The sequence below is a fragment of the Pararhodospirillum oryzae genome, assembly GCF_007992075.1.
GTDB classification, from domain to species: domain Bacteria; phylum Pseudomonadota; class Alphaproteobacteria; order Rhodospirillales; family Rhodospirillaceae; genus Pararhodospirillum; species Pararhodospirillum oryzae.
Genome location: NZ_BJZO01000029.1, coordinates 1 through 12045, shown reverse-complemented (window position 1 = coordinate 12045; position 12045 = coordinate 1). Strand labels below are relative to the sequence as shown.

At 68.0% G+C, this 12045-nt stretch carries 12 protein-coding genes; 6 read left to right on the top strand and 6 right to left on the bottom strand.

The annotated features are described in order from the left end of the window. Nucleotides 1-11 precede the first annotated feature (11 nt). The 3 genes from ROR02_RS06755 to ROR02_RS06745 all read right to left on the bottom strand — a co-directional run bounded on the left by ROR02_RS06755 (nt 12) and on the right by ROR02_RS06745 (nt 3637). Nucleotides 12-1580: a cytochrome ubiquinol oxidase subunit I gene (locus tag ROR02_RS06755; RefSeq protein ID WP_147163257.1), complete on the bottom strand. Its 1569-nt coding sequence runs from the start codon at nt 1578-1580 to the stop codon at nt 12-14. 360 nt (nt 1581-1940) lie between these two features. Next, the gene (locus ROR02_RS06750; RefSeq protein ID WP_147163256.1) at nt 1941-3137 is read right to left on the bottom strand and encodes a CaiB/BaiF CoA transferase family protein; all 1197 of its coding nucleotides are present in this window, start codon (nt 3135-3137) and stop codon (nt 1941-1943) included. Further along, on the bottom strand, nt 3134-3637 hold the full coding sequence (locus ROR02_RS06745; protein WP_246135438.1) for a YdcF family protein: 504 nt from the start codon (nt 3635-3637) through the stop codon (nt 3134-3136). Before ROR02_RS06745 ends, ROR02_RS06750 begins: the two co-directional genes overlap by 4 nt. 196 nt (nt 3638-3833) lie before the next feature. On the opposite strand from ROR02_RS06745, the gene ROR02_RS06740 reads away from it, so the two are divergent. The 3 genes from ROR02_RS06740 to ROR02_RS06730 all read left to right on the top strand — a co-directional run bounded on the left by ROR02_RS06740 (nt 3834) and on the right by ROR02_RS06730 (nt 6203). Next, a complete protein-coding gene (locus ROR02_RS06740) occupies nt 3834-4676 on the top strand; it encodes a hypothetical protein (RefSeq protein ID WP_147163254.1) in 843 nt (280 codons plus the stop codon). A 141-nt stretch (nt 4677-4817) separates the two neighbouring features. Beyond that, nucleotides 4818-5513 (top strand): class I SAM-dependent methyltransferase, encoded by a 696-nt coding sequence (locus tag ROR02_RS06735; RefSeq protein WP_147163253.1) that lies wholly within the window; start codon nt 4818-4820, stop codon nt 5511-5513. 405 nt (nt 5514-5918) lie between these two features. Then, nucleotides 5919-6203, top strand: a complete 285-nt coding sequence (locus tag ROR02_RS06730; RefSeq protein ID WP_147163252.1) for a hypothetical protein — start codon at nt 5919-5921, stop codon at nt 6201-6203. 105 nt (nt 6204-6308) lie between these two features. Here the strand turns inward: ROR02_RS06730 and ROR02_RS06725 are convergent, their stop codons facing one another. Genes ROR02_RS06725 through metX form a run of 3 tightly spaced genes read right to left on the bottom strand, consistent with a single transcriptional unit; the run spans nt 6309 to nt 8748 of the window. Beyond that, nucleotides 6309-6923: a hypothetical protein gene (locus ROR02_RS06725; protein WP_147163251.1), complete on the bottom strand. Its 615-nt coding sequence runs from the start codon at nt 6921-6923 to the stop codon at nt 6309-6311. After that, nucleotides 6920-7555, bottom strand: a complete 636-nt coding sequence (gene metW / locus ROR02_RS06720; protein WP_147163250.1) for a methionine biosynthesis protein MetW — start codon at nt 7553-7555, stop codon at nt 6920-6922. Before metW ends, ROR02_RS06725 begins: the two co-directional genes overlap by 4 nt. Beyond that, nucleotides 7552-8748 carry a homoserine O-acetyltransferase MetX gene (metX, locus tag ROR02_RS06715; RefSeq protein ID WP_147163249.1) on the bottom strand — a complete coding sequence of 399 codons (1197 nt, stop codon included), beginning with the start codon at nt 8746-8748 and terminating at the stop codon, nt 7552-7554. The genes metW and metX overlap by 4 nt, the downstream gene beginning before the upstream one ends. A gap of 315 nt (nt 8749-9063) precedes the next feature. Between metX and ROR02_RS06710 the strand changes: the two genes are divergently transcribed. The 3 genes from ROR02_RS06710 to ROR02_RS06700 all read left to right on the top strand — a co-directional run bounded on the left by ROR02_RS06710 (nt 9064) and on the right by ROR02_RS06700 (nt 11945). After that, on the top strand, nt 9064-9840 hold the full coding sequence (locus ROR02_RS06710; RefSeq protein WP_246135435.1) for a chorismate mutase: 777 nt from the start codon (nt 9064-9066) through the stop codon (nt 9838-9840). A 114-nt stretch (nt 9841-9954) separates the two neighbouring features. After that, on the top strand, nt 9955-11067 hold the full coding sequence (locus ROR02_RS06705; protein WP_147163248.1) for a pyridoxal phosphate-dependent aminotransferase: 1113 nt from the start codon (nt 9955-9957) through the stop codon (nt 11065-11067). Next, the gene (locus tag ROR02_RS06700) at nt 11064-11945 is read left to right on the top strand and encodes a prephenate/arogenate dehydrogenase family protein (protein WP_147163247.1); all 882 of its coding nucleotides are present in this window, start codon (nt 11064-11066) and stop codon (nt 11943-11945) included. Before ROR02_RS06705 ends, ROR02_RS06700 begins: the two co-directional genes overlap by 4 nt. Nucleotides 11946-12045: the final 100 nt, after the last annotated feature.

Below are 12045 nucleotides of genomic sequence, written 5' to 3'. Positions count from 1 at the left end.
CGGGTGCTCCCTTATTCGGCCGGATAGGGCGAGGCGAGCTCGCCATGGTAGCGGCCGGTGCCCAGGGAGGCCGGCCCCTTGCGGGCGAAGTGGACCATCAGGGTCATTTCGATGATCAGGAGGAAGGTATAGAACAGCAAGAAGCCGCTCAGGCTGAAGATCAGCTCGCCGGTGGTCAGGCTTGAGGTGGCGAGGAAGGTGGGCAGAACCTCGCCGATCGCCCAGGGCTGGCGCCCGAACTCGGCCACGAACCAGCCGACTTCGCAGGCGATCCAGGGCAGCGGAATGGCCAGAACCAAGGCGGCCAGCAACCACCGCTTATGCTCGATGGTGCGGCGCATGTTGTACCAGAACGACAGCACGATCAGGCCCAGCATCACGAAGCCCAGGCCCACCATGACCCGGAAACCGAAGAACAGGGGGGTGACGGCGGGAATGGTGTCGCGGGCCGCCTGCTTGATCTGGGCCTCGGTGGCGTCGGAAACCGTGGGCGTGTAGCGCTTGAGCAGCAGGCCATAGCCCAGGTCGGCCTTGTGGAACTCGAAATCATGGCGCACGGCGTCGGAGGTATCGCCGGCGCGCATTTTTTCAAGCGCGTCGTAGGCGACCATGCCGTTCCTGATCCGCTCCTCGTGCAGGTCGATCAACTGGCGCAGACCGGTGACTTCCTGGTCGATCGAGCGGGTGGCGATCAGGCCCAGCAGCCAGGGAACCCGGATCACCGCGTCCTTTTCCAGGGTTTCGTCGTTGGGCAGCCCGAAAAGCGTGAACGCGGCCGGGGCTTCCTCGGTGTTGTACTCGGCCTCGATCGCGGCCAGCTTGACCTTCTGGACATCGCCCAGTTCGTAGCCGCTTTCGTCGCCCAGCACGATCACCGACAGCACCGAGGCCAGCCCGAAACCGCAGGCCACCGAGAACGAGCGCTTGGCGAAGCCCAGGTCGCGCCGCTTCAGCATGTACCAGGCCGAAATGCCCATCACGAACATGGCGGCGGTGACATAGCCGGCGGCCACGGTGTGCACGAATTTGACCTGAGCCACCGGGTTCATGACCAGTTCAAAGAAGCTGGTCATTTCCATGCGCATGGTCTCGGGCGAGAAGTCGGCGCCGACCGGGTTTTGCATCCAGCCATTGGCGACCAGGATCCACAGCGCGGAGAAATTCGATCCCAGCGCGGTGAAGAAGGTGGCCATCAGGTGCTGGCGTTTCGATAGTTTTTCCCAGCCCAGGAAAAACAGGCCGATGAAGGTGCTCTCCAGGAAAAAGGCCATCAATCCTTCAATGGCCAGGGGCGCCCCGAAAACATCGCCTACGTAGTGAGAATAATAAGCCCAGTTTGTTCCAAACTGGAATTCCATGGTCAGGCCCGTGGCCACGCCCAGGGCAAAGTTGATACCAAAAAGCTTTCCCCAAAACTTGGTCATGTCCTTGTAAATGACCTTGCCGGTCATGACATAGACCGACTCCATCATGAACACCATCCAGGACAAGCCCAGGGTAAGCGGCACGAATAGAAAATGGTACATGGCCGTCGCGGCGAATTGCCAGCGCGACAACGCGATGAAGGTCTCGTCGATCATGCTCGACTCCTTGCTTCCCTCGCACGATGGCGCCGGCCGTCCAGGCCCCCGGGGGCTACACCCGAAAGAGGAACCCACCCCGGTCGAGGGGGCGGACCCGGCCGCAACCGGCACCCTTCGTTCTACCGTATCCTGCGAGCTGGCCGCATTGAAAAAAACGCTACCGCCCGTTCCCTCCCTGCAACGGAAAAAGGGCCCCGCCTGCGATCGGGGTTGTGTCGGAACGCCCTTGGGCGGCCGGACCGTTTTTGATCCGGTTGCGCAACAAGGGGCGTTTTCCCTTTTCAAGCAATGAGATACGCTAGAGGGGGGCCTCGTTGTGCCCAAAGGCCCCAATGCGTTTACGTTTTTCCCCCGTGCCTAGATCACCCGATCGCGGCGCAAGGTCTCGATCTCGTCGTCCGACAGCCCCAGGGTTCTTAGCACGCGGGTGGTGTCGGCGCCCAGGGCCGGCCCCGGGTGATCCACCCGCCCGGGGGTGGCCGAGAGGCGGGGCAGGACATCGGGCAGCACCACCGGCCCCACGCCCGGGGCCTCGCGCTCCACCAGATTGCCCCTGGCTTGCACGTGAGGATCCACGAACAGATCGGCGATGGTGTTGATGGGCGCGCACGGCACCTCGCCCCTGGTGCACGCGGCCACGACCTCGGCCTGGGGACGGACCCGGGTCCAGTCCTCCACCAGGCCGTCAACGCTCGCGCGCGCGTCCAGGCGGCGGGCCAGGGGGCCGTAGGCGTCGGGGCCGGCCAGCTCGGGGCGCCCCATCACCCGGGCCAGGCGTTCGAACATCTTGTCGTTGGTGCACGCGATCGCGACCCATCCCCCATCGGCGCAGGGGAAATGCCCGTGCGGGCAGGCGTTGCGGGTTCCGGCGCCCTCGGGGCCGCGCACGATTCCGGCATGGGCGTAGGCCGGGGCCAGCTCGTCGAGCACCCGCAGGACGCTTTCGTACAGGCCCAGGTCGATCACCTGACCCTGGCCGGTGGCGTCGCGGTGGCGCAAGGCGACCAGAAGGCCCACCGCCCCGAACAGGCCGCTCATGTAATCGGCGAGGCTGGTGGACCCCGGGGTGACCGGCGGCCCGCCCGGCAGCCCGGCCAGGTGGGTGAGGCCGCCAAAGGCATGGGCGATGCGCGCGAAGCCGGGGCGGTCGCGATAGGGCCCGGTCTGGCCGTAGCCCGAGACCCGGAGCAAGATCAGCCCCGGGTGCAAGGCGGAGAGGGTCTCCCAGCCCAGCCCCCAGCGTTCCAGGGTGCCGGGGCGGAAGTTCTCGCACACCACGTCGGCGGTGGGGACAAGGCGGCGGAACAGCTCGGCACCCCGGGGCGTGCGCAGGTCGAGGGTGATGGAGGCCTTGTTGCGCGCCTCCGAGAGCCAGGCCAGGGTGTCGCCCCGCGTCGTGGGGGTGCCAAAACGGCGCAGGGGATCCCCCCCCTCGGGCTGCTCGATCTTGATCACCTCGGCGCCGAACTCGCCCAGCAACGCAGCGGCGAACGGCGCGGCAATGAACGTCGCGATGTCGAGAACGCGCACGCCGGCCAGGGGAAGAGGGGTCATGGCTGGTTCCGATCGGGGCGGGGGCCGGGGCGGCGGGTTTCGATCACGGCGCGGGTCAGGCGGGGCAGGTTGACCAGCAAGGCCAGGGTTTCACGCACCGCGCCCCCGATGACCGGGCCTCGTTCCCGGGGCGCGGGCGCCCGACAGGCGCGCAGGCCCAGGCCCCGGGGCGCCAGGAGGCGGAAAAACAGCCAGGCCCGGGGCATGTGCACGCCGTCGGTGATCAGCCAGACCTCGCGCGCGTTCATCTCCCGGGCCAGGGCCAGGCCGTGGCGGGCATTGCCCAGGGTGTTGCGGGCCTGCTCCTCGCGCACCAGGCGGTGTTCCGCGAGGCCGGCTTGCGACAGCCAGCGCGCCATGACCTCGGCTTCGCTGGGGAGCGCCTCGCCCCCGGTCGGCGCGCCACTGAGAATCAGGGGGGCGTCGGGAACCTGGGTCGCGAGGTGCAGGGCATGGGACAAGCGCCGGAGGAGAACCGGGGGTGGGTTCCCGTCCGGCATTAATTTTGCGCCAAGAACAATCAAGGCGACTCCCGCTGTCTCCCCTTGGCCGTGTGGCAAACAAAATCCGTGGGCCTCCCGCCCCTGGATTCCTGGCGTGACGGTGGACATTGGGCGTCGATCCTCCGATTATGGCGCGGACTGGTGTTCCAGCCGTTTGATTCGTCGTCTGCCTTCAAGCGAATGAAAGGCGCACATGGCGTCTATCGGGCCCATCTCCCTGTTTCGAGAAAAGACAACCGTCCATCAAATCGGCGGCGGCCGTCCTGGTCCGATCGAGGAGGGGGCGCTGGTCATTCGTTCGAACCGGATTATCCTGGAACTCACCACCTCCGTGCGCAAGGAGCAGGTGGTGGTGCGCGGGCAAACGGTTCCCAGCACGTTGCGGGTCGCCGCCCTGGTGGTCGAACGCTTCCTGCGCGATCCCCAGATTTTTCACCGCGACGATCCGGTGGACTGGGAAGACCTCTGGGTGCGCAAGCGCAGCGATTACGACCGGCGTTTTTCGCCCGAGTCCTGGGTGTCGATCCACGTGGACGGACGCACGCTGTTCGCGACCAACGGGTCGGACGCGATCAACCTGATCGAGCAGGTGGCCCACGGCGAGGATCTGACCGACGAGATCATCCGCGACGCCACCCGGGCCCTGTTCAGCTCGGCGCAGGACGTGGTGGTGCAGCACGAAAGCCAGACGGCGGTGGTCTTCACGCCGTTTGCCACCCATCTGCGCGCGGCGGTGCTGGAACGGCGCGGCGGGCGCACCGGATCGTTTTCCGCCTCGGCCTTTCATGGCCCGGAAGGCAAGGTCCGCCTGGGGGCGTTCGTCAACTTCGTGGCCGATCTGGTCGAGGCGGTGACGCTGCGCGAGTTCCTGGAGCGCATCCGTGTCCAGATGGAGCAAAGCGGGCAGTCCTCGCCCCCGATTCCCCATGATCACCTTTCGGCGGCCCTGGGGCGCAAGCGCCAGTGCGCCCAGTTCGTGGCGGCCTTCGAAAACGCCTTCAAGGTCCAGTACCGTCCCGAGCGTCCGGAGTTCTGAAACCAAGGAGCGTCGGGGGGGCGGCCATGCCCGGGGCGCTCCGGGTTCTTTGCAAAGCGGCTCCCCTTCCATGGATCTCGCGGGAGAGCTGGGTGTGGGGGGCGTCGTCGGCGCCAGGGTGGGCGCCAAGGGAGGATAACCATGCTGCCTCGTCGCAAGAATACCGACGTTCTGATGGACTGGGTGCCGATGGCCGGCCACACCATCGTGGATGCGGGCTGCGGGGATGGGGCGCTGGCCCGTCTGATGGCGCGCAACGGGGCGCGGGTGGTCGTGGGGCTGGAAGTCAGTGAACGCCAGCTGGCCCGGGCCCTGGCCCATGCCCCCGAACCGGGCGTGGTGCTGCTCAAGGCCGGAGCCGAGGCCATGCCCCTGGCCGACGAGTCGGCGGACGCGGTGATCTTTTTCAACAGCCTGCACCATGTGCCGCCGCCCCTGATGCGCCGGGCCCTGGCCGAGGCCGCGCGGGTGGCGCGCACCGGTGCCCCGGTTCTGGTCAGCGAGCCGATTGCCGACGGCCCCCATTTCGAATTGCTCCGGGGGCTGGACGATGAAACCACGGTGCGCGCCCAGGCCCACGCCGCCGCCCACGACACCGCCGCCCATGGCCTGGCCCTGGTGCGCGAGGAAGAATACCTGCACACGGTCCGCCACGAGTCGTTCGAGGCCATGCGCCAGCGCATCGCAGCCGCCAACCCCGAACGCGACGCCCTGATCGCCGAGGATGAACCGGCGCTGCGCGAGGCGTTCGAGCGGCTGAGCGCGCCGGCCCCCGATGGCGGGCGCACCTTCGACCAGCCGATGCGCGCCACCTTGCTGCGCAAGACGGCGCTTTGAACCGCGCCTCTCCCCGGGCCTTCGCCTTCCCCCACCGGGGCGCGAGGCAGGCCCTGGTTTCCGGCCTCGCCGAGGGCCCGGGGACGGACGCAGGGCGTGCACGCAATCCTCGTGCCGTTGCGCTGGCGAAACAAACCTTCAGCTACCCCGCCTATTGCATTGCACATAGGTAGAATTTGCATGCCGGCTCTTCCCGTCCGTCGCGCGGTATCGTGGCGGCAGTATGATACCCTTTCTTCCCAAGGGTCGGTTCCGAGTCGATTGCGACGTTCCCGGTCTCATCCCTTTCGTTTCCCGCCGGGCCCGCGTCCTTCTCGCTCCCACCGTCCCTTCAAGCGTGGGGAGGCGATGGTTTCGAACCCAGGCCCCCCCCGACCAAGACGGGGTATCCCGCGGGAGGGTTTCATGATCACCATCGAGGATTGCCTGGCATTGTGCGACGCGGACCCCGAGGAGGTCCACGTGGTCGCCAGTCACGAACGCCTGTCGATGATTATCGCGGTGCAGAAGGCCCATTGTGTTTTGCAACAGAACTGGGGCGGTCCTGCCGTGCGCCAGATGATCCGCGATCAGGCCCACCAGGAGCGCAGGGCGGGACATCCGGCCATGGCCTGCCTGCTCGACGAACTGCATGCGCTGGCCCACATCCGCCATCCTGGCGGGATAGACCGGCGCTTGCACGCCCGCTGACCGGCGCTCGCCCGGTCGTGATCTGTTGACCGGCGCTCGGCCGGTCCTGGGACGAGGGGTTTCGCGGTTTCTCGTCCGATGGGCGCGTGAGAAGGGGCGGCTCGTTCAAGGGAGGGGGCGGGGGACGTCCGTGGGCGTGGGCTGGAAGGTCCACGGGCCCCGGGCTTCCCCCAGCACGCGCCCCAGCCGGAGGCCCGGCCCGGGGGGCAGGTCGGGGACCCGCAGCCCATCGGTCACCGTGATGGCGCCATCGGGGCCGATCACCGCGCCCGCGCGCGCGTCGCCCTTGGGCGAGGTCAGCAGCGGGCCCACCGCCGTGCGCACCACCCGCACCGCCGCGAGCCCCCCCAGATCGATCAGGATTTCGCCCCCGGGTTCGATCAGGCGGGCGAAGGGGCCGCCGGTGGCGTCGGTTTCCGGGATCCAGAAGACATCCCAGCCCCCGGTGTCCGACGCGGCCGGATAGAGGGGGGTCCCCAGCACCACCTGCCCGGCCCGTTCAACGGTCAGCAGCCGGCCCCTGTCGGGTCCGCTCCCGGTCTGGCTCAGCACGAGGCGCATGGTCGACTCGGGGAGGGGAATCGTGACCCTGGCCCGGGAGCCCAGCAGCAAGGCCACGGGATCGTCGGCGAAGCGCGCCAGGGCCAGGGCCCCGGCCAGGAGGCCCAGCGCCAGAAGCCCGGCGATCCCCAGCGTGAGGTGCCGGGCGTGGCGTCTCACGCCCGCGTGCTCCGGCGCAGCACGAACACCCCTTGCGCGCCCAGCACGTTGGCGAGCGGTCCCACGCCCGAGATCGAGCGCGGGCGTCCGTGTTCATCCAGCGCCAGCGCCCGTTCCACCACGATGCCCATGTCCCGGCACAGAAGCAGGAAATCGCGGATGGTGCAGAAGTGGATGTTGGGGGTGTTCCACCACTGATGCGGCAGGTACTCGCTGACCGGCATCTTGCCCAGGGTCAGCAGTTGCAGGCGGCTGCGCCAATGGCCAAAGTTGGGAAACGAGACGATGGCCCGGTCCGCGATGCGCAGCAGGTTGGCCAGGACGTCGCGCGGGTGCTCGGTGGCTTGCAGGGTCTGGCTCAAGATGGCGTAGTCGAAGGCGCCGTCCGGGTAGTCGCGCAGATCCGTGTCGGCGTCGCCCTGGATGACCGCGACTCCGCGCCCCACGGCCGCGCGCACCCCGGCCATCGACAGCTCGATGCCCCGGCCATCAATCTGCTTGGTGATGCTGAGGTGGGCCAGCAGCTCGCCATCGCCACATCCCACGTCCAGAACCCGGGCTCCGGGCGGCACCATGTCGGCGATCAGTTGCAGGTCGTAACGGATGGCGCCGGTGGGACTGGCCGGGGTCATGAGGGATCCTCCGGGGCGGGCGGCAGGCCGGCCTGCTCGGCCAGGCCGTTCAGGAAGCCGCTCAGGGTATCGTGGAACGCCGGCTCGTCGAGCAAGAAGGCGTCGTGCCCCTTGTCGGTCGTGACCTCGACAAAGCTCACCCGGGCGGCGGCGGCGTTGAGTGCCCGCACCACGGCCCGGCTTTCGGCGGTGGGAAACAGCCAGTCGGACGAAAATGAAATCACGCAAAAGCGGGTTTTCGTGCCCTGGAAGGCCCGGGCCAGCACGCCATCGTGGGCAGCCGCCAGGTCGAAGTAATCCATGGCCCGCGTGATGAACAGATAACTGTTCGCGTCAAAGCGTTTGACGAAGCTGGCGCCTTGGTGGCGCAGGTAGCTTTCCACCTGGAAATCGGCGTCGAAGCCATAGCTGACCCCGGTGGGGTTTTGCAGCTTGCGCCCGAACTTGCGGTGCAGCGCCGGTTCCGACAGGTAGGTGATATGGGCGGTCATGCGCGCGACCGCGAGGCCGCGCCGGGGCACGCGCCCCTCGCTCAGGTAGTCGCCGCCGGACCAGTCGGGATCGGCCATGATCGCCTGGCGGCCAACCTCGTTAAAGGCGATGTTCTGGGCCGAATGGCGCCACGACCCGGCGATGGGCACGGCCGCGCGCACCCGCTCGGGATAGGCCACCGCCCATTGCAGCACCTGCATGGCCCCCATCGATCCCCCGATGGCGCAAAACAAGGTGTCGATGCCCAGGTGATCGAGCAGCAGGGCCTGGGCGCGCACCATGTCGCCGATGGTGATCACCGGGAACCCCAGGCCCCAGGGCTGGCCGGTGGCGGGGTTGATCTCGCGCGGGCCGGTGGTGCCCAGGCAGCCGCCCAGCACGTTGGAGCAGATCACGAAATAGCGGCGGGTATCGATGACCCGGCCCGGCCCCACCACGATTTCCCACCAGCCGGGCTTGCCGGTCACCGGGTGGGGGCCTTGCATGTAGTGGTCGCCGGTCAGGGCGTGGCACACCAAGATGGCGTTGGAGCGCTCGGCATTGAGCACGCCTTGCGTCTGGTAGGCAACCGTGATCGGTCCCAATTCCCCGCCACTGTCGAGCCGCATGGGTTCGCGCGTGCACAAAGTGGCGGTATGATTGGTCGGCCCCGGACCCGGGGCCCTGCCAAGCGGCCCCTGGGCCGGCGGGGTATCGTTCATCGGGGGTCAGGCTCCACGCTTGCCCCCCCACGGGGCGGTCAATTGGTTCCCGGCCTTGCCGCGACGGAGGGGGACGCCATGATGGCGGGGGAGAATAGCTAGGGAGCGGGTCCGGATGCTGTCAATGTTTTCTTTTTGATTTTATCCTCGGGTTGGGCGTAAACCAATCGCCCCCCCTTGGCTTTTGCCCCTTCGGTCGCCCCTTGCCACGCGGAGTTCCGATGACAGACCCGTCCTCCTCGCTTGACGCCCTGCGGGCCGAGATCGACGCGATCGACGATGCCATCCACGACCAGTTGATGCGTCGGGCCGATCTTGGCCGACCGCATCCGTCTTGCCAAGCAGGCGGAAGGAACCGGTGGCGTCTATCTGCGCCCGGGCCGGGAGGCCGCCGTGCTGCGCCGTCTGGTCGCGCGTCACCAGGGGCCCTTCCCCCGCCGCGTCCTGGTGCGTCTTTGGCGCGAGATTTTCAGCGTCTCGGTGTCCATGCAAGGTCGCATCACGCTGGCGGTCTGGATGCCCGAACGGGGCGCGGGCTACCTGGAACTGGCCCGCAATCAGTTTGGCTCGTTCACCTCGGGCACCGTGCACCAGTCGGTGGGCCAGGTGGTCCAGGAAGTGGGCGAGGGCCGGGCCACGGTGGGCGTTGTTCCCTTGCCCCGTCCCGAGGACGCCATTGCCTGGTGGCCGGCCCTGATGTCCACCCTGCCCGGCACGCCGCGGGTGATCGTGCGTCTGCCGGTGACCGGTGGGCGCAATGGCCTGGAAGCCCTGGTGATCGCCGCCCTCGATCCCGAACCCAGCGCCGGCGAGGACCGCTCGCTCCTGGGCCTGGAAACCGGCCCCGATCTCAGCCGGACCGGCCTGCTGGACAGCCTGCGGGCCAATGGATTCGATCCGCTGGCGGTGCTTGATGCCCGCGCGCAAGGCGAGGACGTGCGCCTGACCCTGATCGAGGTCCGCGGTCCCGTGCTGCGCGACGATGCCCGGTTGCAAGGGCTCCAGGGCGGCCATCACAGCCCCGTCCAGCACGCCGTGGTGATTGGCACCTACGCCTTGCCGTTCACCGACGCCGAGCTGGACGGCCCCTGATCCACCCCGGGAGCCCCGTTCCGCTTCCCTTGTTCCGTTTCCCCCCCAAGGCGCGCCGGCGCCCGGCGCGCATCAAGGACAGGCTCTTCAAGCCTGTGACAAAGGATGGCGCCCATGCCTCAGCATTCCGTTCCCCAGCCCCGCCCCGGCATCATGGATATTTCCCCTTACGTGGGCGGCGAATCGTCGGTGCCCGGGGTAAGCCGGATTATCAAGCTGGCCTCCAACGAAGGCGCGCTGGGGGCCAGCCCCCGCGCCCGCGAGGCCCTGGCCCGGGTCGGCGCCACGGCTCACCTGTATCCCGATGGCGGCTCGGTGGCGGTGCGCGAGGCCATCGGCCGGCGCTTCGGCCTGGATCCCGCGCGCATTGTCTGCGGGGCCGGATCGGATGAACTGATCGGCCTTCTGGTGCGCGCCTACGCCGGTCCTGGCGACACCATCGTGCAAAGCGCCTATGGCTTCCTGATGTACGCCATCTACGCGCGCAGCGCCGGCGTGGAACCCCTGCTGGCCCCGGAAACCAACCTCACCACCGACATCGACGCCATGCTGGCGACGGTGAAGCCCTCCACCCGGCTGGTTTTCCTGGCCAACCCCAACAACCCCACCGGCACCTTGATCGATTCCAACACCGTGCGCCGCCTGCGCGAGGGTCTGCGCGACGACATCATCCTGGTGCTGGATTCCGCCTACGCCGAGTTCGTGGGGCGCAACGACTACGATCCGGGCCAGGCCCTGGTCGACAGCCACCCCAACACGGTGATGCTGCGCACGTTTTCCAAGATCCATGGCATGGGCGGCCTGCGCCTGGGCTGGGCCTACGGGCCGGAACACATTATCGACGTGCTCAACCGGATGCGCGGGCCGTTCAACGTGTCGTCGGCGGCCCAGGTCGCGGGCGAGGCGGCGATCGCCGACGTGGCCTTCCAGCAGATGGCGCAAGAACACAATACCTACTGGCGGACCTGGACGGCCGAGCGCCTGCGCGGCCTGGGCCTGACGGTGACGGATTCAGCATGCAACTTCCTGCTGGTGCACTTCGATCCCGAGGGCCCGCGCTCCGTGGCCCCGGCCGACGCGTATTTGCGCCAGAACGGCCTGATCTGCCGGCGGGTGGCCGGGTACGGGTTGCCCCATGCCCTGCGCATCACCATTGGCCGTGATGACGAAATGCAGTTCCTGATTGAAACCCTGACCGCGTTCATGGATGGCGGAGGGAGCGCATGACCGATCCTCTTTTCGAGCGGGTGGCGATCCTGGGCATTGGCCTGATCGGATCGTCGCTCGCGCGGGCCCTGCGCCGCGAGAACCTGGCCCGGGTCATCGTGGCCGGCGACCGGGGCGACGTGCCGGCCCGCGCCCTGGCCCTGGGCATCGTCGACGAGGCGACCGACGACCTGGGCGCCGCCGTCACCGGGGCCGACCTGGTGGTGCTGGGGGCGCCGGTTGGCGCCACGCCGGCGATCATGGAAGCCATCGCCCCCCACCTGGCCCCCGGGACCATCCTGTCCGACGTGGGATCGGTCAAGAAGCGGGTCATGGACATGATCACGCCGGTGCTGCCCGAGGGCGTGATCCTGGTGCCCGGCCATCCGGTGGCGGGCACCGAGAAAAGCGGCCCCGAGAACGGGTTCGCCGAGCTGTTCCATGGGCGTTGGTGCATCCTGACCCCGGACGCGGACGTGCCGATGGGGGCGGTCAACAAGGTGGCCCGGATGTGGCGCGAGGCCGGCATGATCATCGAGATCATGGAGGCCGATCACCACGACCGGGTGCTGGCCATCACCTCGCACCTGCCGCACCTGATCGCCTATACCATCGTGGGCACGGCGGCCAACCTTGAAACCCAGATGTCGGCCGAGGTCATCAAGTTTTCGGCCGCCGGTTTTCGCGATTTCACGCGCATCGCCGGGTCGGATCCGATCATGTGGCGCGATGTCTTCTTGAACAACCGCGAGGCGGTGCTGGACATCCTCCAGCGCTTCACCGAGGACCTGACCGCGTTGCAACGGGCCATCCGCTGGGGCGAGGGCGAAACCTTGCAAGCCTTGTTCACCCGCACCCGCGCCATCCGGCAAGCGGTGGTCGACGCCCGCCAAGCGTAGGAAAATTTCCCTCCCTTCCTCTTCTTTTCCAAGGGGGAGGGGAGGGGGCGCGGGGCACTCGGGTGAAGCCCTGGATGACCCCGGCGGAGGGGTTCCCCAA